The 20856-nt window shown below is 49.9% G+C and carries 18 protein-coding genes and 1 other RNA gene; 16 read left to right on the top strand and 3 right to left on the bottom strand.

All coding sequences use genetic code 11. From position 1 onward, the window contains the following. Window positions 1-95: 95 nt before the first annotated feature. Window positions 96-3599 carry a DNA polymerase III subunit alpha gene (dnaE, locus tag IT781_RS01410; protein ID WP_194968347.1) on the top strand — a complete coding sequence of 1168 codons (3504 nt, stop codon included), beginning with the start codon at window positions 96-98 and terminating at the stop codon, window positions 3597-3599. 59 nt (window positions 3600-3658) lie between these two features. On the opposite strand, the gene IT781_RS01405 is transcribed toward dnaE, so the two are convergent. Next, a complete protein-coding gene (locus IT781_RS01405; protein ID WP_194968346.1) occupies window positions 3659-5938 on the bottom strand; it encodes an Rne/Rng family ribonuclease in 2280 nt (759 codons plus the stop codon). Window positions 5939-6448: 510 nt separating this feature from the next. Between IT781_RS01405 and rluC the strand changes: the two genes are divergently transcribed. The 6 genes from rluC to IT781_RS01375 all read left to right on the top strand — a co-directional run bounded on the left by rluC (window position 6449) and on the right by IT781_RS01375 (window position 11523). Continuing rightward, entirely contained in the window at window positions 6449-7405 is a 957-nt protein-coding gene (gene rluC, locus IT781_RS01400) for a 23S rRNA pseudouridine(955/2504/2580) synthase RluC (RefSeq protein ID WP_194968345.1), read from the top strand. After that, window positions 7389-8042 (top strand): HAD-IA family hydrolase, encoded by a 654-nt coding sequence (locus IT781_RS01395; protein WP_194968344.1) that lies wholly within the window; start codon window positions 7389-7391, stop codon window positions 8040-8042. Before rluC ends, IT781_RS01395 begins: the two co-directional genes overlap by 17 nt. Before the next feature lie 8 nt (window positions 8043-8050). Continuing rightward, the gene (locus IT781_RS01390) at window positions 8051-9016 is read left to right on the top strand and encodes a S49 family peptidase (protein ID WP_194968452.1); all 966 of its coding nucleotides are present in this window, start codon (window positions 8051-8053) and stop codon (window positions 9014-9016) included. A 132-nt stretch (window positions 9017-9148) separates the two neighbouring features. After that, the gene (locus IT781_RS01385; protein WP_194968343.1) at window positions 9149-9406 is read left to right on the top strand and encodes a PepSY domain-containing protein; all 258 of its coding nucleotides are present in this window, start codon (window positions 9149-9151) and stop codon (window positions 9404-9406) included. Between the two features lie 16 nt (window positions 9407-9422). After that, a complete protein-coding gene (locus IT781_RS01380) occupies window positions 9423-10100 on the top strand; it encodes a response regulator transcription factor (RefSeq protein ID WP_194968342.1) in 678 nt (225 codons plus the stop codon). Between the two features lie 64 nt (window positions 10101-10164). Next, window positions 10165-11523: an ATP-binding protein gene (locus tag IT781_RS01375; RefSeq protein ID WP_194968341.1), complete on the top strand. Its 1359-nt coding sequence runs from the start codon at window positions 10165-10167 to the stop codon at window positions 11521-11523. A gap of 8 nt (window positions 11524-11531) precedes the next feature. Here IT781_RS01375 and IT781_RS01370 read toward each other — a convergent pair whose 3' ends face one another. Continuing rightward, on the bottom strand, window positions 11532-13085 hold the full coding sequence (locus tag IT781_RS01370) for a RimK family protein (protein WP_194968340.1): 1554 nt from the start codon (window positions 13083-13085) through the stop codon (window positions 11532-11534). Window positions 13086-13227: 142 nt separating this feature from the next. Here IT781_RS01370 and IT781_RS01365 point away from each other — a divergent pair, with 142 nt between their 5' ends. From IT781_RS01365 to IT781_RS01335, 7 genes are all read left to right on the top strand, one after another. Continuing rightward, window positions 13228-14328 (top strand): DUF2817 domain-containing protein, encoded by a 1101-nt coding sequence (locus tag IT781_RS01365; protein WP_194968339.1) that lies wholly within the window; start codon window positions 13228-13230, stop codon window positions 14326-14328. Then, on the top strand, window positions 14325-15434 hold the full coding sequence (locus tag IT781_RS01360; protein WP_194968338.1) for a GNAT family N-acetyltransferase/peptidase C39 family protein: 1110 nt from the start codon (window positions 14325-14327) through the stop codon (window positions 15432-15434). The genes IT781_RS01365 and IT781_RS01360 overlap by 4 nt, the downstream gene beginning before the upstream one ends. A gap of 99 nt (window positions 15435-15533) precedes the next feature. Beyond that, window positions 15534-15630: signal recognition particle sRNA small type (gene ffs / locus IT781_RS01355), an RNA gene on the top strand. Between the two features lie 38 nt (window positions 15631-15668). Further along, complete coding sequence (gene dnaX / locus IT781_RS01350; RefSeq protein WP_194968337.1) at window positions 15669-17258, top strand: DNA polymerase III subunit gamma/tau; 1590 nt, start codon at window positions 15669-15671, stop codon at window positions 17256-17258. Window positions 17259-17278: 20 nt separating this feature from the next. Further along, entirely contained in the window at window positions 17279-17602 is a 324-nt protein-coding gene (locus tag IT781_RS01345) for a YbaB/EbfC family nucleoid-associated protein (protein WP_194968336.1), read from the top strand. A gap of 1 nt (window position 17603) precedes the next feature. Beyond that, window positions 17604-18200 (top strand): recombination mediator RecR, encoded by a 597-nt coding sequence (gene recR / locus IT781_RS01340; protein ID WP_194968335.1) that lies wholly within the window; start codon window positions 17604-17606, stop codon window positions 18198-18200. Window positions 18201-18223: 23 nt separating this feature from the next. Further along, window positions 18224-18562: a histidine triad nucleotide-binding protein gene (locus IT781_RS01335; protein WP_194968334.1), complete on the top strand. Its 339-nt coding sequence runs from the start codon at window positions 18224-18226 to the stop codon at window positions 18560-18562. A 24-nt stretch (window positions 18563-18586) separates the two neighbouring features. Here the strand turns inward: IT781_RS01335 and IT781_RS01330 are convergent, their stop codons facing one another. Continuing rightward, on the bottom strand, window positions 18587-19126 hold the full coding sequence (locus IT781_RS01330; protein WP_194968333.1) for a septal ring lytic transglycosylase RlpA family protein: 540 nt from the start codon (window positions 19124-19126) through the stop codon (window positions 18587-18589). Between the two features lie 269 nt (window positions 19127-19395). Here IT781_RS01330 and rimK point away from each other — a divergent pair, with 269 nt between their 5' ends. Then, entirely contained in the window at window positions 19396-20337 is a 942-nt protein-coding gene (gene rimK / locus IT781_RS01325) for a 30S ribosomal protein S6--L-glutamate ligase (protein ID WP_194968332.1), read from the top strand. A gap of 217 nt (window positions 20338-20554) precedes the next feature. Further along, a complete protein-coding gene (locus tag IT781_RS01320) occupies window positions 20555-20839 on the top strand; it encodes a PA3496 family putative envelope integrity protein (protein ID WP_228778846.1) in 285 nt (94 codons plus the stop codon). Window positions 20840-20856 lie beyond the last annotated feature (17 nt).

Below are 20856 nucleotides of genomic sequence, written 5' to 3'. Positions count from 1 at the left end.
AAAATAGGCTTGGCTGTTCAAGCCTTGCCTGTTTCGCGCTGCTTTACCCGCTTTGATGCAAGCACTACTTACCTGATTCTGATAAAAAAACACTTATGCAACCCGCGTTTGTTCATTTAAGGCTTCATTCCGAATTTTCCCTGGTTGACGGCATCGTCAAAATCAAGCCGCTGGTTAAGCGTCTGGCCGAATTGAACATGCCGGCTGCTGCGGTGACTGAACATACCAATCTGTTCTCACTGGTCAAGTTTTATAAGGCGGCGCTGGGGCAGGGCATCAAGCCGATAGGCGGGGCGGACGTGCTGATATTCAATCCGGAGGAGCCAGCGACGCCTTTCCGGATGACCTTGCTGGTCAACAATCACACGGGTTACATCACGCTGACCGAACTCATTTCCAAAGCCTATCAGGAAGGGCAGCATCAGGGCGTGCCGATGCTGAGAAAGGAATGGATAGAAGCCAATCATGCCGGCTTGATTGCCTTGTCGGGTGCCATGAGCGGCGATATCGGCAAGGCCTTGCTGGCCGAAAACAAGGAGCTGGCAAAACGATTGGCCGAGCAATGGGGTGCGCTGTTCGACCGGAGCTTTTATCTGGAGCTGCAGCGCGTCGGCAAGCCCGATGAGGAACGTTACATAGCCGCAGCCGTCGAGTTGGCTCTGGCTGCCGATCTGCCGGTGGTGGCGACCAATGATGTCAGGTTTATACATCAGAAGGATTTCGAAGCGCATGAAGTCCGGGTCTGCATCAACCAGGGGCGCGTGCTCGATGATGCCCGGCGGCCCAGAGATTATACCGACCAGCAATATCTGCGCAGCAGCGAGGAAATGCAGGCGTTGTTTGCCGATATTCCTGAAGCGCTCGAAAATACGGTCGAAATTGCCAAGCGCTGCAATTTGAAGCTGACGCTGGGCGAGAACTTCCTGCCTGATTTTCCGGTGCCGGCCGGCGTGTCGCTGGGCGATCATCTGATCGATTCGGCCAGAAAAGGGCTGGAGGAGCGTTTGGTGCAATACCCGGCCGTCGGCAAGGGCACCGATCAGGAAAATCGCCAGGCCTATTACGACCGTCTGGAGGTTGAGCTCAATGTGATCGTTCAGATGGGCTTCCCCGGCTATTTCATGATCGTCGCCGACTTTATCCAGTGGGCAAAAAACAATCAGATTCCGGTCGGACCGGGTCGTGGATCGGGCGCCGGCTCTCTGGTGGCGTACGCGCTTAAGATTACCGACCTGGACCCTATCGAATTCGATCTGCTGTTCGAGCGGTTCCTGAATCCGGAACGTATTTCCATGCCCGACTTCGACGTTGACTTCTGCATGGATCGGCGCGACGAAGTGATCGATTATGTGGCGCGCCATTATGGCCGTGATCACGTCGCGCAGATCATCACCTACGGTTCGATGGCGGCCAAGGCGGTTATTCGCGATGTCGGGCGCGTGTTGGGCTTCTCCTACGGCTTTGTCGACCGGTTGGCCAAGCTGATTCCGTTCGAGATCGGCATGACGCTGGATAAGGCGCTGAAAGACAGCCCCGATCTGAAGCAGCTTTACGATACCGAGGAGGAAGTCAGATCGCTGATCGATATGGCGCGTGCTCTGGAAGGAACATCCCGAAACGCAGGCAAGCACGCAGGTGGCGTGGTAATTTCGCCGACCAAACTGACCGATTTTACGCCGCTGTATTGCGAGCAGGGCGGCGGCAACCTAGTCACGCAGTTCGATAAGGACGACGTGGAGGCTGTCGGTCTGGTCAAGTTCGACTTCCTGGGGTTGCGCACGCTGACGATTATCGACTGGGCACTGCAGACGATCAATCAGAAGAAAAAACAGGCCGGCGAGCCATTGGTCGATATCACGACTATTCCCAGAGATGATCCTGCTTCGTATGAATTGCTGAAAAACGCCCAGACTACGGCCGTATTCCAGCTCGAATCCCGAGGCATGAAAGAGCTGATCAAGAAGCTCAAGCCAGACTGCTTTGACGACATTATCGCGCTGGTGGCGCTGTTCCGGCCCGGCCCTTTGGAATCGGGCATGGTGGACGATTATATCAACGTCAAGCACGGGGCCAAGGCCGAATACGCGCATCCCTTGCTGATACCGATCCTGAAGCCGACCAATGGCGTTATTCTGTATCAGGAGCAGGTGATGCAGATCGCGCGGGAAATGGCGCAGTATACGCTGGGCGGCGCGGATATGCTGCGGCGCGCGATGGGTAAGAAAAAGCCCGAAGAAATGGCCAAGCAGCGCGAAGTGTTCACGCAGGGCGCCGTCGCGAATCAGATCGATGAAGGCATCGCGACCTATATCTTCGACTTGATGGAAAAATTCGCCGGTTACGGTTTCAACAAATCGCACTCGGCCGCCTATGCGTTGGTCGCGTACCAGACCGCTTGGCTGAAGGCGCATTACCCGGCCGCGTTTATGGCGGCGGTGCTGTCCTCGGATATGGATAACACCGACAAGATCGTGGTGCTGATTGAGGAATGCCGGCAGATGAAGCTGACCATCTGTCCGCCGAATATCAATGTGTCCAATTTCCGCTTTACCGTCAATGACAAGGGGCACATCGTCTACGGTATCGGCGCCATCAAGGGCGTAGGTCAGGCGGCCATTGACGACATGCTGAAGGAGCGGGATGAAAACGGTCCGTTTACCGGCTTGTATGACTTGTGCAAACGCGTCGACTTGAGAAAAGTCAACCGGCGCGTGCTGGAGGCGCTCATACGCGCCGGTGCATTCGATGAGTTTGACGATAATCGGGCCGGCCATCTGGCCGAGTTGTCTACGGCTTTGAGAGTGGCCGAGCAGCACGGCAAGATGGCGCAGACAGGCCAGAATGATTTGTTCGGCCTGGCGGTCAATGCCGAGAATAATGTCGAAGAAACCGAAGCTTATTCAACTACTGTCGAGCCTTGGTCTGAAAAGGATCGTCTGGCAGCGGAAAAGTTAACGCTGGGTCTGTTTCTAACCGGTCATCCTATTGACCAGTACGAGGCGGAACTGAAAGAGTTTACGCATGGGAAAATAGCCAGTTTGACCGCCAATGTCGAGCGCGCAGGCCCTCAACGGGGCATGAAAGGCAAGATGGAAGCGCGAGTTGCCGGGTTGGTCGTGGAAATCAGAACCCGTCAGACCAAGCAAGGAAAAATGATGGGGTTTGCCACGCTGGATGACAGGTCCGGCCGGCTCGAAATCGCGGCGTTTAACGATGTTTATGAAAAATATCGCGATATCTTTGCTCGCGATACGTTGCTGGTCGCTGAAGGTCCGCTGGCGGTTGACGATTATTTGGGCACCCTGCGCTTGACGGTAGAGAAACTCTACAGCATGGATCAGGCCCGGGATGCTTTCGCCAGAGGGATTCAGCTGACATGGCAGGCCGAAGAGCATGACGATGCATTCCTGCAGAGATTAAGTGCGGTGCTCAGCCCCTTCAAGGGCGGCGGGTGTCCGGTGCTGATGAATTACAAATCGCGCCAGGCGAAGGCAACCGTGCGTCTTGGCGATGAGTGGCGTGTGCAGGCAACAGATGAATTGATTATGCGCCTGAAACGTCTGCCGGGAGCCAGCGAAGTGGAAGTTAAGTACAAGTAACGGTCGCCGCGAAGCATAAGCTTTTATGCTTCGCGGCGATTCATAATGCAACCGATCGATTAAGAGTCGGAGCCAGATTCTTGTGTTACGGGTTCAACTCTAGCCCTTGGTTCAGCGACAGGTTTCGGCGATTCTGAAACCGGTTGACTGGTGTTTTCGTGGGTCTGCGGCTCATGGCGCTCTATTTTTTCGGCTCTTTCAGCAAAATCGTGAGCATAGGGCCGAGGTTCGCTTCGGGCTTCTCTTGGCGCTTCCTCTGAAACGGCATGGATTTCGCCATTTGTATCGCCATTGGATTCAGGTTTTTTGTAATTAGGATTACGCGGTCTTCTGCGATTAGGTCCTCTTCTGTTTCTGCCACCGGATGGCTTCTGCGCTTGCTGTTCCGCTACCGGTGCGGCATTTTCGGCAGGCTTTTCCGCTACTTCTGGCTCTGCGACAGGCTCGCTTTTAGCCGGCTCGCTTTTTGCCTCAGGCACGCCAGCAGCAGCCTCAGAGGGGCGCTTGCCATTTCTGTCCTGGCCGCGGCCGCCACGCTTGGGGCGAGGGCCGCGTCTGCTATCGCGGCTTCTGCTTGGCTGGGTTTCATCTGCGCCTTTGGTCTTCTCGGGAGCTCCGGTCGAGGCTTCTTTTCTCTCGGGCTCGGGTTCTGCGCTTAGAATGCTCGGGCCGATCAGTTTATACCAGAAGCGCTTGATCAGGCTGGCTGAAACGTTCTTTTGCATCGGAGCCGGGGATTCCGGTAAAAATTCCCTGATAGCCGCCTTCTCGATTTTTTGCCTGACTTGCTGGGCAAATTCCGGAATTGTGATCTCTTCTTCTTTTATCTGCTGGTAGCTGGGTTTTTCTTCAATAGCATCCTTTTCCTTGATGCGCTCGATGTCATAAGCCGGTGTTTCCAGATGTTTGCTGGGCAGGATCACAATGCTGACTTTCAGTCTTGATTCAACCTGCTCAATGGCATGGCGTTTTTCATTCAGCAGAAAAGTGGCGCACTCAATCGGCAGGTGGGCGATGACTTTTTCCGTGCCTTTTTTCATGGCTTCTTCTTCAAGAATACGCAGCACAGCCAGCGCAACCGATTCTACGTTGCGGATAGTGCCCTGGCCTTTGCAGCGCGGGCAGGGCAGCTGCGTGGAATCACCCAGTGACGGGCGCATTCTTTGCCTGGACATTTCCAATAGACCAAAGCGCGAGATGCGGCTGGTCTGGATGCGGGCACGGTCTATTTTCAGCGCATCGCGCAGACGATTTTCAACGAGACGCTGGTTTTTATTGGACATCATATCGATGAAGTCGATGACGAACAGGCCGCCCAAGTCGCGCAATCTGAGCTGACGGGCAATTTCATCGGCTGCTTCGAGGTTGGTATTAAGAGCAGTCTCTTCAATGTCGCTGCCTTTTGTGGCGCGCGCCGAATTGATATCGATCGAGGTCAAAGCTTCGGTATGGTCGATGACCAGTGAGCCGCCGGAAGGCAAAGGCACTTCGCGGCCGTAAGCCATCTCAATCTGAGATTCGATCTGATAGCGGCTGAATAGCGGCACCGCATCCTGATACAGTCTCGCTTTCGGCAAAAAGTGCGGCATGACCTGCTTCAGGAACTTCTGCACCAGTTTGAACGAGGATTCGTTGTCTATCAGGATCTCGTCGATATTGCCGCGCAAATGGTCGCGCAGGGCGCGGATGATGACGTTGCTTTCCTGGAACACCAGAAACGGCGCGGTTTGTTCGCTGGAAGTGCGTTCTATGGCTTCCCATAACTGCAGCAGGTAATTTAAATCCCATTGCAGTTCTTCAGCGTTTTTGCCGCAGCCAGCCGTGCGCACGATCAAGCCCATGCCTTCCGGAATATCCAGCGCTGTCATGACTTCGCGCAATTCGCTGCGGGTTTCACCCTCGATGCGGCGAGAAATGCCGCCTGCTTTCGGATTGTTAGGCATCAGCACTAAATAGGTGCCGGCCAGGCTGATATAGGTGGTTAAGGCAGCGCCTTTATTGCCGCGTTCCTCCTTTTCAATTTGAACCAGGATTTCCTGGCCTTCTTTAATCAGGTCTTTAATGGATGGGCGGCGGCCTTCGGTTTCGGCGCCTTCTTGAGGTTGGCGGTAGGCGGAAGAAATTTCCTTAAAAGGTAAAAAGCCGTGTTTTTCGGCGCCATAGTTTACAAATGCTGCTTCGAGGCTGGGCTCTACGCGAGTAATGATGCCTTTGTATATGTTGGACTTTTTTTGTTCTTTAGAAGGGACTTCTATGTCAAAATCATACAGTTTTTGACCGTCTACCAATGCGACTCGCAGTTCTTCTGCCTGCGTAGCGTTGATAAGCATTCTTTTCATTCAATTATCCTTGTGGTTTCCTGCTCCATTATCAGAATTTACTGATCAGACTGGGTTAGGGTCTAGTGCTAAGTAAGTTTGTAAGGTCAAACTAGATTCATTTTTCTGGCCAATAACGCGTCAGACTTGTTTTTTTACGGTTTTGTTTTTCCGTCATCTAAGCGTTGCAGTTGGTATCTTGACCTTCAAGACGTGAAGGCAACGATAATTGGCACGGACAACTACTAAGCAAATAAATATTCTTTTTTCAGTCTTGTTGTAAATTCTGTCTTAAACAGGAGTTATAAATCGTTCGTCATGGGTCGAACGCTACCCGAAAAATCGTATTTGAAGACCCAGCATCGTAATCGGCTGTTTTATCTTCAGTTGGGTTGCCGGTTCAGTTTCGTCATGGAAATCTGCCGAGCAAAAGTATGTTTTTTATATTCAAACTTGCTTAATATAGCAACCTTATCGCTCTACATCAATTTAAAGAATCAATCCTAACGAGATGCTGGTATTATCTATATCATGAATTCAGAAGAACAAAGCGCGCCAAAAGTTCAATTTGTCGAAATTACGGAAGAAAATAGTGATCAACGATTGGACAATTTTTTAATTACCCGCTTGAAAGGTGTTCCTAAAAGCCGCATATATCGTATTGTTCGCAAAGGCGAGGTTAGAGTCAATAAAGGCCGTGTGGACGTTAAGTACCGCCTGGAAGCGGGCGATATCGTCAGAATTCCGCCGGTCCGGGTATCGGAAAAAACCGAGGAAACATTTGTCGGCCAGAATTTGAGGGATGCCCTGCAAAAAAATATTTTATTTGAGGATGATGCCTTTTTAATTTTGAACAAGCCTTCGGGTTTTGCCGTCCACGGCGGCAGCGGCGTAAATTCGGGCATTATAGAAGGTCTCAGGCAGATAAGGCCCGAGGCTCATTTTCTGGAGCTGGTGCATCGGCTGGACCGCGATACTTCCGGTTGTTTGTTGATAGCGAAGAAGCGTAGCGCTTTGCGCAAGCTGCATGAACTTTTCCGCAGTGATCAGGTTCAAAAAACCTATGTAGCCCTACTGGCAGGTCAGTGGGCCAAGAAGCAAACTATAGTTACTGTACCTCTGCAAAAGAATGTCAATAAAGGCGGCGAGCGTATGGTGGTCGTCAGTCAATCCGGCAAACAGGCCGAAACGGCTTTCAAGCGTCTGAAATTATTCCCAAATGCAACGCTGGTCGAAGCTTCGCCGAAAACAGGGCGTACTCATCAGATACGTGTGCACGCCGCTTGGTTGGGCCATCCTATTGTCGGCGATGAGCGTTATGGTCTAGACGAGGTCAACAAGGCATTTAAGAGCAGAGGCTATAAACGTTTGTTTTTGCATGCGCAGAAACTGAAGTTCCAGCATCCGGTCAGCGGGGAATTATTGAAAATTTTCGCTCCTCTGCCGCAGGATCTGGAGGAATTATTAAGCAATGAAGAACAGGTTTGATTTAATTATATTTGATTGGGACGGTACTTTAGTCGATTCCATCGACTGGATCGTCAGTTGCTTGCAGCAAGCCGCGGCATCGTGCAATTGCACTGTTCCGGAGCGGCAAGCGGCGAAGGATGTGATCGGCTTAAGTACCCAAAATGCAATACGGACCTTGTTTCCGGAAGCCGACGAAAAAATCCGGGCTCAGCTAATGTCCTATTACATTCAGGCATTTTTCGCAAGGCAAACTAGTCAGGATGATTTATTTGAAGGCGTTTATGAGATGCTCGTGCAGCTGAAACGGGCGGGCTTTCAGTTGGCTGTAGCGACCGGGAAGAGCCGAACCGGTTTGGAAAAGGCTCTGCAGGCGACGGGAACCGAAGATTTGTTTCATATCACGCGCTGTGCCGATGAGACCGCTTCGAAACCCGACCCCGCCATGGTTCTGGACATTATTCAGCATATGGAGGCCGCCAATGAGCGAACTCTTATGGTAGGCGATTCGGTTCACGATATGCAAATGGCGCTCAATGCACAGATTTCATCAATCGCCGTATCGTGCGGAGCGCATTCAAAAGACATATTGCAACAATACAATCCGTTGATATGCTTACAGCGGCCGACGGAATTACTGGATATTATTGGAGGTTAAATCAAGTAATGGAAAATCAACAAGACAACCAAATTAAAATGGCTGCCGGGTGGGAGCGTGAAGTTCTTGAGAAAGTGGCTTTGGCGGCCGTTACAGAGCAAGCAAGAGCAAGACGCTGGAGCGTTTTTTTCAAATCCCTTGTATTCTTATATCTATGCGTCATATTAACCCTGTTCACATTTCCGAATATTATGGAGGGTATGAGCGGCGACACTGAGGAGCATACGGCAGTTATTGATATAGTCGGGATGATTGCGGAGGATAAGGACGCCAATGCCGATAGCATTATAAAAAGCCTGAAGAATGCGGTAAAAGATACGAATACCAAAGGCATTATTCTGCACGCCAATTCACCTGGCGGCAGTCCGGTTCAATCATCCTATGTTTATGATGAAATCAGAAGGATAAAAAAAGAGCATCCTGACTTGCCGATTTACACTGTAGTCAGCGATATTTGCGCTTCAGGTTGCTATTATATCGCTTCAGCGAGCGATAAGATTTTTGTCAACCAAGCCAGCCTTATCGGTTCCATAGGCGTTCTCATGGATGGCTTTGGATTTGTTAATGTCATGGAAAAATTGGGCGTCGAACGTCGGTTGCTGACGGCAGGCACGCATAAAGCCATGCTGGATCCGTTTTCGCCGCCTAAAGAAGATGAAACACGCTACATGCAGGGGTTGCTGGATCAGGTTCATCAACAATTTATTGGCGCTGTTAAAGCCGGCCGCGGCGACAGGCTTAAGGATGCGCCTGAACTCTTTTCGGGACTGGTGTGGACCGGTGAAGAAGGCGTCAAGCTTGGCGTTGCCGATGCGTTTGGTAATGATGACTACGTTGCCAAGGAAGTTATTGGCGTCGAGAATAAAGTTGATTTTACACAACAGGAACAATTGCTGGACAGAATTGCAGGCAAATTGGGTGCATCTTTCGGACAAGCTATCGGCACTATGGTTAAAGGAATGTCATTGCAGTAGCGGATTCAGTTCGGATTCAGTATGGTGATTTAAAATCCTTTCCGCTCAATGTATTCTCCTGATTGTAAAAATCCGGGCACGGTTACTTTCGGCAATGGCTAAATAAACAATAACTTAAGCTCTGGATCATCCATGAGAAATTTGATTAAACTGCTCGCATTGGTCTTGTTATTTTCCAATGTCTGTTATGCGGAAAGCGCTGTCATACTGGCGCGCGTCAGCCTGGATCAGGCTACGAAACAAATCATTAAAAAAGGCGGTAAAAGAGTGCTGGGCGCTCAAACTGAGATAATTAACGGCAGGGAAGTCCATGTTATTAAAGTTCTAACACCCGATGGACGTATTCAGCATTATTTGATTGATGCCGAGACCGGTGAGTTAATCGGTTAATTTAAGGAAGAAAAACATGCGTATTCTTGTCGTCGAAGATGAAGTAACCCTTTGCGAACAGATCCAGGAGTTCCTGGCGGACAAAGGTTTTGCCGTCGATACGGCTCATACGGGCAGCGATGGTTTTTATATGGGCAAGGAGTATCCGCTCGATGCAGCTGTCGTTGATATTGGGCTTCCTGATTTTTCCGGCATCGAGTTGATCAAACGCCTGCGCAAAAACAACATTAAAATACCGATCCTGATCCTGACGGCCAGGAGCCGATGGCAGGAGAAAGTGGAAGGGCTGGAAGCCGGCGCGGATGATTATCTGGTCAAGCCTTTCCACTATGAAGAGTTATTGGCCAGGCTAAATGCCTTGATCAGGCGTTCCGCCGGACTGGCGCATCCCGTTTTGAGCCACGGCAATATAGAACTGGATACCGTGGCGCAGGAAGTCTCCGTTGGCGGAGTGAAGCTGGAGCTGACGGCTTATGAGTACAAGGTGCTGGAATACCTGATGTTCCGTAAAGGCGAAATCGTTTCGAAATCCGTTCTGACAGCACACATTTACGATGAAGACTTCGATCGTGACAGTAATGTCATTGAAGTCTTTATCGGCCGCTTGAGGAAAAAACTCGATCCTGACGGTACGTTGAAACCCATTGAAACATTGCGCGGCCGAGGTTATCGCGTGCCGATCATTCCTTCCTGATATAACCATTTTTACAAAAACGCTTAATGCGTCTTTGTATCTTATTTTTCCTTAAAGGCATTGTGTGCAAACCAGATCTTTAAGCTTTCGATTGCTGGTGTCCGCCGGTTTGGTGCTTGCTGCTTTCTTTGCGCTGGTGGCTGTCGTTCTTGAACAGAGCTTTCGCGAAAGTGCCGAGCAGGTGTTGAAGGAAAAATTGCAAGTCCAGGTTTACTCACTTCTATCCGCCGCCGATCTTAAGAATTCCGGTCAATTGGTTATGCCCGCCGATTTGCCTGAGCCCCGGTTTACCAATCCGGGGTCAGGCCTTTACGGATTTATTCAGCAAATAAAAAAGGGCAAGCCGTCATTGGTCTGGCATTCGGCTTCGGCTATCGGTCTGGACCCTGTGGCGCCGCCGGCTGAATTAAGCGCGGGCGACACAGCTTTTTTATTGGATGAGCAGGGGCGCTACTATGCGCTGCATTATGATGTGATCTGGGAAAGCCGGGCCCATGTGGAGCGCGAATATACGTTCACCGTGACTGAAGATGCCGAGTTTGTAAAAGGCCAGGTGGAGCGTTTTAAAGCGGCGTTGAGATTCTGGCTGCTGGCGATAGGACTGGTCCTGATTTTTATCCAGTTTGCCGTGTTGCGCTGGAGCTTAAAGCCGCTGCGCGTTGTCGTCAGGGATCTTGAGGAGATAGAAAAAGGCAAAAAAACTCGGCTGGACGGCCGTTATCCAACGGAACTGCAAGGCTTGGCAGGAAATCTGAATGCCCTGATCAGCAGTGAACGGGCGCATTTGGAACGGTATCGCAATACTCTGGCTGATCTGGCGCACAGCCTGAAAACGCCGCTGGCCATCCTGCGGGGGTGCGCCGAGTCTTTCAGCGATAACAAGGAGATCGTACAAGAGCAGATTTTTCGCATGAACGAAATTGTCGAATATCAATTGCAGCGAGCCGCCGCGAAAGGCGAGCACCAGATTACCCGAACAGTGGATGTGGCGGTCATCATTAAAAAAATTATCGCATCGCTCAGCAAAGTTTATATTGATAAAGGCATTGCTTTCGATATTGATGTTCCCGAGCCTTGCCAGATCTATTGCGAAGAAGGCGACTTTTACGAAATTGCGGGCAATTTGCTGGACAATGCCTGTAAATGGTGCCATCAGAAGATCAGCATCAGCGTTTCGTTTCATGACCCGAAGGCCAATGCCGGCTTTTCGGTGCTGCTGCAGATTGAGGATGACGGTTCCGGCATTCCTGCCGATAAGCTTAAGGAAATTCTGAAAAGAGGGGTTCGGGCCGATGAAAACATTCATGGGCACGGTATCGGCATGGCAGTAGTCTACGAATTAACGGGGCTTCTGGGAGGCAAGCTGGAAGGGGGTAAAAGCAAGGCGTTGGGCGGCATGAGTTGGCGCGTTTACTTGCCATGACTTTGGATTTATATGCCTTTGCTTCGGTTCTCCATGCGCCTTAGGAATTCGGTCAGGATCAATACATAAAGCTCATCGCCCAGGTATTTGTCTTCAATGCCGCTGTCGATGTTTGGATTGTCGTTCACTTCTATTACATAGCCCTTGCCGTTTTTTTCCTTGACGTCCACGCCGTACAAGCCATTGCCTATCGGCTGTGTGGCTTTTAGCGCTGCTTCCAATACGGCTTTAGGTACTTCAAAAGTCGGCAGGGTATCAAAGTTTCCGCTATCGGTCCGGCTGCTGCCGTGACGGTAAATCTGCCAGTGGTTTTTAACCATATAATAACGGCAGGCATATAAAGCCTTATTGTTGAATACGCCGATGCGCCAGTCAAAATCCGTATATAAAAATTCCTGAGCCAGAAGCAGTGCCGATTTTTGAAACAATTCCTCGACTTTAAGATCCAGTTCTTGTCGGTTATGAACTTTAACAATGCCTCGGGAGAAAGAGCCGTCCGGTATTTTAATGACCACCGGAAAGCCGGCTTCTACTTCCAATTTATCCAGATGTTCGGCATTGCCTTTATGCAGCAGCCAGGTTTTGGGTGAGGGAACGCGATGCGTGCGAAACAGATCGGCAAGATAAACCTTGTTCGTGCAGCGCAGGATGGAGGTAGGATCATCGATGACCACCAAGCCTTCGGCCTCGGCTTTTTTGGCAAAGCGGTAGGTGTGATGATCTATGGCAGTGGTTTCGCGGATAAACAAGCCGTCAAATTCAGACAGGCGGATATAGTGCTGCTGCGATATCAATTCGACTTCAATGCCCAGCTGCCTGCCGATTTTGATGAATTTTTTAAGGGCGGCGAGGTTGCTCGGCGGCAGTTTTTCTTCCGGATTGACCAGAATGGCAAGATCGTAGCGTGCGGCTTTACGGGCGCGGCCTTTGCGCCAGACTTTTTTGCTGAACTGGTCCAGTGCTTCGGCAAAAATCGTTTCCTGTTCTTCGCTCAGGCCGCGGTGTGAGATGGCTTTTAAACTGGTGATTTCCCATTGTTGCCGAAAACGTAGCGTGACTTCTAGGATCGGGCAAGGAAAGCGTTCAAACAATAGCCTTGCCAATTCGTTAAAAGCCGGATCGGACGTAGTGCCAAAGTAAGTCTGCAGGGTAACGTCAGTGTCTTGGTTATGGCTTTTAAAGGCCCGATTCAAGGTCTGGGACAAGTCTTCGAGTGGCGATCGGTACGAAGCGCTTTCGGTTTCCTTGCCGTAACTCTTAAAAGTGCGCGTCAGCGTCGGGGACAGGTCTTCAAGCTGTAGCCGGTATAAGGATTTCTTGCCCAGATCGTTCAGTACCTTGACAGATGGAATAACGTGATGACCTCTGGCTTCGGCCAGCAGAGAACAGTAATAACCGTCTGAAAGATAACGATAACTGCTGCAGAGATTGATAACGCGCGTGCGCTGCTGAGGGTCGCCTTGCTCGATTGCCAGATAGGTTTCAAAGGCCATGACCTGGTCGCTGGGATAATAAGGTCCCCAATCGGTAAGATTATCGACAACCAGAATGGTACGCGCCATAGCAAACAAAAGCCTCAAATTAAGATAAAATATAATTTTGGAGCCAGTCAGATTTTTCTACAAGGAGTTTTTTGGGGCTGGAAAAATATTTCATATTGTTCTGGCTGGCGCTATGCTAAAGAAAAATTCTTAGGTAATCATTATGTCCTCTTCTCTTCCCGTCGCCGCTTTTGATACAGATGTTTTTCCAATCAGCTATGCAGTTGGCAGGCAGCGTTGGCAAGCGGCGCTGGCTCAGCTGTCCTGCTTCAAGAAACATATGCCGTATCGCTGCGCCGGGGCGGGGCCTGAAGGCGAGGAGTTATTTACCGATACGGTCTGGCTGGGCTCGGAAGAGGCTTCCAAAGTGGTGGTGCTGATAGGCGGCACGCATGGCATTGAAGGATTTGCCGGTACGGCGGTGGAAATTGACCATTTGCGCCTGATTGCTGCTGAACATATCTGTATTCCGGCTGATACGGCTGTGTTAATGATTCATGCATTGACGCCTTGGGGCTATGCCTGGCAGCGCCGCTGTGATGCCGATGGTGTTGATTTGAATCGGAACGTGGTCGATTTTTCCAAACCGTTGCCCAGAAATCCGGGCTACGAGTCGCTGCGCCCTATTTTATTTCTGGCCGATGCCGGTCAAAGACAGGCGGCTTTTGCCGACTGGGAACGTAAGTATGGGCGCGAATCGCTTGAAAGCGCTATCAGCGCCGGACAATATGTCGACGCCAGCGGTCCTTTCTATGGCGGGCAGGCGCCCGCGCATGGCAGACGGGTCGTTGAAGATCTTATCGATAAATATGACCTGCAACAGCGTGATCTGGCTGTTATCGATTTGCATACCGGGCTTGGATCTTATGGTTACGGTGAGATTATTTGTGACCATGAGCCGGATAGTTTCGGCACAAGCGTGGCTCGCCGCTGGTATGGCGATTCTGTGGCCTTGCCGGCTTTGGGCACGTCCAGTTCAGTGCCCAAAATAGGCTTGCTGGATTATGCCTGGCATGCGGTCATGAATGAGAGAAGTTGCTATATCACCCTGGAATTCGGTACGTTCAAAACAGATCAACTCTTTGAAGTCTTGCTGCTCGATCATCAGGTGTGGGCGCAGCCGGACAACCAGCGAGCCCGTTTAGAGCATAGTAGGCACATGCGGCACCATTTCTGTCCGGATGATCAAGCCTGGAAGGAAATGACGCTGTTTCGGGCAAGGCAGGTGTTTTCGCAAGCATTGCGGGGGCTATCAGTTTCATGACTATCAACAATATCCTGATTCGACATGCCGAGCCAGATGATCTTGATCAATTGGTAGCGCTTGAAAATGCCAGTTTTGAAACCGACAGACTGAGCAGGCGCAGTTTCCGGCACTGGATAACGACGGAGCATCGTGCTTTACTGGTGGCGGAAGTGGAGGGCAGGATCGTCGGTTATATCCTGATTATCTATCATCCCGGCACGCGCCTGGCCCGTATCTATTCGCTGGCCGTATCGCATCAGCAACGCGGCTCCGGCATTGCCAAATTGCTCATGGCGGCAGGCGAACAGGAAGCCATTGAGGATGGTCGATTATACCTGCGCCTCGAAGTGGGCATTGATAATATAGCGGCGATTAATCTGTATGAAGCACTGGGTTTTCAGAGGTTCGGCGTATACCATGATTATTATGAAGACCACAAAGACGCGCTGCGTTACCAGAAGCGCATCCGCCGGTATCGAGAGCCATTAGAGCACAGGCCCGTGCATTGGATGAGGCAAACGACGCCTTTTACTTGCGGGCCGGCTTCGCTGATGATGGCCATGCACGGACTAAACAAGACGTATCTGCCGTCCCAGGAAGAAGAGCTCAATTTGTGGCGCGAAGCGACGACGATCTTTATGACGTCCGGCCATGGCGGCTGTCATCCGGTGGGGTTGGCCTTGGCGGCAAAGCGCCGGCATTTTAATGTCGAAGTCTGGATCAGTCAGACAGGGCCACTGTTTATAGATAGTGTACGCAGTGAGGAAAAAAAACAGGTTGTCGAGTTGGTGGATAATGGTTTTAAGCGCGAAGCCGAAGAGCAGGGCATAAAAATACATTATGCCAATATTACCCAAAACGATTTGATTGAAGCCTTTAATGCCGGAGCGATACCGCTGGTGCTCATCAGTACTTTCCGCATGGACCGTAAGAAAGCACCGCACTGGGTGGTTATGAGCGGAAGCGATGAAGATTGTTTGTATATGCATGATCCGGACCCGGAAGAGGGGCGTCAAAGTGAGGTCGACTGCCAGTATATTCCCGTGGCGCGTGAGGATTTTGACCGCATGTCCTGCTTTGGCAAAAACCGTCTGCGGGCGGCGGTCATACTCTGGCCTGCTTAAAATTTTTTAAAAATATTTCATCAGGGCTTGCATCATTAAGCAAATTCGATCATAATAGCACTTCTTTAGCCGCTACGGCTGATTGTTTCATGGTAACCGTGTCGGTCCTCTCGCAACGATACGCTGTAAACCCCGCCAGGCCCGGAAGGGAGCAACGGTAGCAGCAGATTCGTGTGCCGGGATGTGGCTGGCATGGTTGCCGCCCAAACTCATAATCATCAATTCGAGCCTGCAATGAATTACCAGGTTCTCGCCAGAAAATGGCGTCCTCATAATTTCACAGAAGTTGTCGGACAAGAGCATGTTGTCAAGTCGTTAATGAACGCTTTGCAGCATGACAGACTTCATCATGCCTATTTGTTTACCGGAACCCGCGGTGTAGGCAAAACCACAATTGCCAGAATTCTAGCCAAAGCCATCAATTGCCAGAATCTCCAGGATTTCAATCCTTGTGGACAATGCAGCGTTTGCCGTGATCTTGATGAAGGTCGGTTTCTGGATTTGATCGAAGTGGATGCGGCATCCCGCACCAAGGTCGAAGATACGCGGGACTTGCTGGATAATGTCCAGTATGCGCCCAATCAGGGCCGTTATAAAGTCTATCTGATCGACGAAGTGCACATGTTGTCAGGGCATAGTTTCAATGCCTTGCTCAAGACCCTGGAAGAACCGCCGCCGCATGTGAAATTCCTGCTGGCAACTACTGATCCACATAAGATTCCAATAACGGTATTGTCCCGCTGTCTGCAGTTTAATCTGAAGCGTCTGCTGCCGGACCAGATTTTCAAGCAGATGGAATTCATACTCCAGCAGGAACGGATTGAATTTGAGATTGCGGCTTTGAAATTACTGGCCCGCGCTGCCGATGGCAGTATGCGTGACGGGTTAAGCCTGCTGGACCAAGCCATCGTCTTCGGTAACGGCAAGGTAAATACTGAGCAGGTCAGCGCCATGTTAGGCACGGTCGCCCAGCAGCCTGTCGATGACCTGCTGACAGCCCTGGCTGATAGCGATGCCGAGGCCATCTTTAATAAAATCAATGAAATCGCCAATTTGACTCCCGATTTCGGCGACGTTTTGCAGCAAATCCTGCAGGTCCTGCATCGCATAGCATTAATTCAGCAGGTGCCCGGCGCAATCAATCATGATTTTGACGCCGAAATGATCGCTGCATTAGCCTCGCGGTTGACGCCCGAAGATGTCCAGCTCTATTACCAGATCGGTTTGATAGGGCAAAGAGACCTTGATCTGGCGCCCGATCCGCGCAGTGGTTTCGAAATGGTCATGTTGCGCATGCTGACTTTCAGGCCGGTAGCGCAAGAACAGAATCTTGCCAGGCCGGTTCAGGTTTCCCGGCCAGTTGCCAAGCCGGAAGCCAAGGCATCACAAGTGACTGTCAGCGCATTGAATAAACCGGAGTCCGTTCAGGAGTATGCGATTGATAGGACAGATAATGATTGGGCAGGGATGGTCGTAGCCATGAAGATTGGCGGCATGACGCGGGAGCTGGCCAATAACTGCATTTTGGACAGTATTGACGACAAAGTTTGCACATTAATATTGGATCCGGGGCACAAACATCTACGCAGTGCGGTCACAGAGGAAAAATTGCAAAGCGCTCTGCAGCGTTATCGAGGCACATCGCTGAAACTGGTGATCAATACCGAAAAAGTGGCGGTTGACACGCCGGCGGTGCAGTTGATTAAAGAGCGCGAAGACAGGCAGCAGGCAGCTGTTGACGCTATTAATTCAGACGAAAATATTCAGGCTTTGAAAGAACATTTTGATGCCAGGGTGCTGCCCGGCTCAATAGAGCCTGTTTAACAACATAAAGGAGAGCGACAATGAAAAATGCACTGGGTAACCTCATGCAGCAAGCCCAAAAAATGCAGGAAGACATCAAAAAAGCGCAAGAAGAGCTTGCTTCCATGCAGGTGATGGGGGAAGCCGGCGGCGGTCTGGTCACCATCCTGATGACCGGTAAGCGGGAAGCCAGAAAAGTCACTATCGATGATTCTTTGCTAGGCGAAGATAAGGATATGCTGGAAGATATGGTTGCGGCCGCCATTAATGACGCTGTCAATAAAGTGGCAAAAATGAAGCAAGAAAAAATGGCTGAGCTAACATCTGGCATTCCATTGCCGCCCGGGTTCCAGATGCCTTTTTAATATGCAGAAAAGGGGCTTGTTAGGGCAGTTGATACAGAATTTATGCTGCTTGCCAGGCGTAGGGCCGAAAACCGCGCAACGCATGGCTTTCCAATTGCTGCAGCGCAACCGTGATGGAGCCAGAATACTGGCCGAGACGCTATTGCGGGCTGTTGATGAAATTGTCTATTGCCGCGAGTGCCGTACGCTGACCGAAGATAATCTCTGCGAAATCTGTGCCGATAGTTCACGGGATGACTCCGTCATCTGTATCGTTGAGAATCCGGCCGATGTCTGGATCATTGATCAGTCTACTGCGTTCAAAGGGCGCTATTTTGTCTTGCATGGAAGATTATCTCCGTTGGATGGCATCGGTCCTGATGAACTCGGTCTGGATGTGCTGGAACAGCGGCTTGCGAAAGGTAGTGTCAAGGAATTGATATTGGCTACGAATTTAACGGTAGAAGGCGAGGCAACGGCCTATTTTATCGGCGAATTGGCCAAAAAATATCACGTCCAGGCCAGCAGAATCGCTCATGGCGTACCGATGGGCGGAGAATTGGAGTATATTGACAGCAGCACCTTATCGCACGCCTTCAATGGAAGAAAACAGATTTAGATTCAATATTCAAGGGGAAAAATATGGCTGATTGTTTGTTTTGCAGGATGGTTGCGGGCGAAATTAAACCCGATGTGGTTTTTGAAGACGAGCATGTTCTGGCATTCAGGGATATCAATCCGCAGGCTCCTGTGCATATTCTCGTGATCCCTAAAACGCATATCGCCACATTGAATGATTTGGATGACGCCCAACTGGCTGGCCGCCTGTTGCAGACCGTCATAAAGTTGGCGAAGCAGGAAGGCTTGTCTGAAAATGGCTACAGAACGGCAATCAGCTGCAATAAACAGGGTGGCCAGGAAGTCTATCACCTGCATTTGCATCTGTTGGGCGGACGCCAGATGAAATGGCCTCCGGGCTGAGCCTTTTTGCAGTAATAAGGTTACCTATTCATTAAGGCTTGCTTGATCTTCCAGATACTCGACTTCCACTTCTGTATTCCCCCGCAAGCCGATTTTCCTGGCGGCTCCTTTTGACAGATCGATCAAGATGCCGTTTTTAAAGGGGCCGCGGTCATTCACTATTACATCAACGTAACGACCATTACGCAGATTAGTCACACGTACCTTGGTCGGTAATGGCAATGTTCTGTGAGCGGCTGTCAGGCCGTGCGGTCTAAAACGTGTTCCCATGGCGGTGCGATTGCCGGATTCCGAACCATACCAAGTAGCGATCCCTTGTTCTTTATAGCCTTCCGCTGAAGGGAGTGGATAGTATGTTTTGCCTTTCACTGTATAAGGCCGGTTATAAGGCGCGCTATGAGAATAAGCGGGGGATTTGTAAGGATAAGGCGATTTGTAGATGGAGGGTGCTGTGGTTACCGAGGTACAGCCGCTGAATAAGCTGGTAAATAGCAACATCAAACCGATGTTTCCGGGCTGTAAATGCGCTTTTCTACTGTTAGATGTGGTTATTTGCCAGGACATGTAATTCCGTATTAATGATGTGGTTTTTTATTTTAAAAAAAAGCGTTTTTTAAAAATTCCTTTCTTTGTTATCTCATCGTTTTAACGGGAACAATGATAATTGCCGTTTTATTTTGTCCTGCTTAATGATTCCGTGCCTTAAGCTTTTATTTTTAAGTTTATCTTAAAAAACTGGGCGATCCTTGCTGAGTTGCTGTTATTTCTAATGCTTGCCTGGATATTTCATGACAAAATATGATTTATCTTAATATGTGAGGAACTGCCTTTTTATGAAAATTGCTATTTTGTCTCGTAACTCTAAATTATATTCAACCGCTCGGTTGGTTGAAGCCGCAGAGGCGCGCGGCCATGAGGTACGGGTTTTGGATGTTTTGCGTTGTTATATGAACATTACTTCGCATAATCCATCCATCCATTATCGGGGTGAGGACCTGACAGGGTTTGATGCTGTTATCCCCCGTATTGGAGCTTCAGTTACATTTTACGGTACTGCAGTGTTAAGGCAATTTGAAATGATGAATGTGTTCCCGTTGAATGAATCGGTAGCCATATCACGCTCACGCGACAAATTGCGTTCAATACAGTTGTTGGCGCGAAAAGGCATAGGCTTGCCAGTAACCGGTTTTGCCAACAATCCGGATGATATTGAGGATTTAATCTCTCAAGTGGGCGGCGCGCCACTGGTTATTAAATTACTGGAAGGTACGCAGGGGATAGGCGTGGTATTGGCCGAAACCCATAATGCGGCCGAAAGTGTTATTCAGGCCTTTATGGGGCTCAAAGCCAATATTATGGTACAGGAATTTATCAAGGAAGCCGAGGGTAGCGATATACGCTGTTTTGTGGTTGGCGATAAAGTGGTGGCCGCCATGAGGCGTCAGAGTGCGGCAGGTGAGTTCCGCTCTAATCTGCACCGCGGCGGAACGGCTTCATTGGTTCGATTGACGCCGGAAGAACGCTCTACTGCTGTGCGGGCTGCCAAAATCATGGGGCTGAATGTCTGCGGCGTGGACATGCTGCGTTCCAATCACGGCCCTGTAATTATGGAAGTCAATTCATCGCCCGGATTGCGTGGTATCGAACAAACCAGCGGCAAGGATATCGCTGATCTGATCATTCAATTTATTGAAAAACGCATTGAAACGTTGGCAACGGTTAAAGATAAATCATCATTCCACCCCAGCCGTACGCGTACGCGCGGTAAAGGCTAGTCGCTAGGCAACCCCATAAAAGTCAATCTGAAGCTGGCGGCGATGGAATGCATGGGCCAAGGGCTAAAAAGGATGGCGTTAAACTAATCCTTGACTATGATGTCCTTGTAGCAAAGATTTAAACAATTCTTAAATAAATCTTGACAAAATATATAGGTTAATAGTCTATTTAAGGCTGAAATTGTAATAGTAATTTTTTCTTATCCATGTGTTCATCATGGTAGAAATTAAAAAGTTCTTTAATGTGAGTTCAAAAATGTCTAAAACATCCTCAAAATCGGTTGTCAAAACCCGTTCAAGAAATAGCGCAGACATCGAACATGAAGATGAAGAGCTGTTTGAAGAGAGTGAATATGCTTCATTTTCCGATGGCGTTGAAAAAGAAGCGATAAAAAGGGATGCTCGCAGAAAGATCGAGATCTATTGGGAAAAGAAGCGCTTGAAAGAGCAGTTAGATGGTCTTGATGAGTCTGAATTCGACGAGTCTGATCTCGACTTCTAGCTATTAATTGAAAAAGA

Origin of the sequence: Methylobacter sp. BlB1, assembly GCF_015476545.1 — a bacterium.
In the GTDB taxonomy this organism is placed as follows: domain Bacteria; phylum Pseudomonadota; class Gammaproteobacteria; order Methylococcales; family Methylomonadaceae; genus Methylobacter.
This window is presented reverse-complemented; position numbering and strand designations above follow the sequence as displayed.

Coding starts and splice junctions, on each gene's coding strand:
- IT781_RS01385 (WP_194968343.1), top strand. CDS start 9,149: ATGAGAAATTTGATTAAACTGCTCGCATTGGTCTTGTTATTTTCCAAT.
- IT781_RS01320 (WP_228778846.1), top strand. CDS start 20,555: ATGGTAGAAATTAAAAAGTTCTTTAATGTGAGTTCAAAAATGTCTAAA.
- IT781_RS01360 (WP_194968338.1), top strand. CDS start 14,325: ATGACTATCAACAATATCCTGATTCGACATGCCGAGCCAGATGATCTT.
- recR (WP_194968335.1), top strand. CDS start 17,604: ATGCAGAAAAGGGGCTTGTTAGGGCAGTTGATACAGAATTTATGCTGC.
- IT781_RS01370 (WP_194968340.1), bottom strand. CDS start 13,085: ATGGCGCGTACCATTCTGGTTGTCGATAATCTTACCGATTGGGGACCT.
- IT781_RS01380 (WP_194968342.1), top strand. CDS start 9,423: ATGCGTATTCTTGTCGTCGAAGATGAAGTAACCCTTTGCGAACAGATC.
- IT781_RS01335 (WP_194968334.1), top strand. CDS start 18,224: ATGGCTGATTGTTTGTTTTGCAGGATGGTTGCGGGCGAAATTAAACCC.
- IT781_RS01395 (WP_194968344.1), top strand. CDS start 7,389: ATGAAGAACAGGTTTGATTTAATTATATTTGATTGGGACGGTACTTTA.
- rimK (WP_194968332.1), top strand. CDS start 19,396: ATGAAAATTGCTATTTTGTCTCGTAACTCTAAATTATATTCAACCGCT.
- dnaE (WP_194968347.1), top strand. CDS start 96: ATGCAACCCGCGTTTGTTCATTTAAGGCTTCATTCCGAATTTTCCCTG.
- IT781_RS01390 (WP_194968452.1), top strand. CDS start 8,051: ATGGAAAATCAACAAGACAACCAAATTAAAATGGCTGCCGGGTGGGAG.
- rluC (WP_194968345.1), top strand. CDS start 6,449: ATGAATTCAGAAGAACAAAGCGCGCCAAAAGTTCAATTTGTCGAAATT.
- dnaX (WP_194968337.1), top strand. CDS start 15,669: ATGAATTACCAGGTTCTCGCCAGAAAATGGCGTCCTCATAATTTCACA.
- IT781_RS01345 (WP_194968336.1), top strand. CDS start 17,279: ATGAAAAATGCACTGGGTAACCTCATGCAGCAAGCCCAAAAAATGCAG.
- IT781_RS01365 (WP_194968339.1), top strand. CDS start 13,228: ATGTCCTCTTCTCTTCCCGTCGCCGCTTTTGATACAGATGTTTTTCCA.
- IT781_RS01405 (WP_194968346.1), bottom strand. CDS start 5,938: ATGAAAAGAATGCTTATCAACGCTACGCAGGCAGAAGAACTGCGAGTC.
- IT781_RS01330 (WP_194968333.1), bottom strand. CDS start 19,126: ATGTCCTGGCAAATAACCACATCTAACAGTAGAAAAGCGCATTTACAG.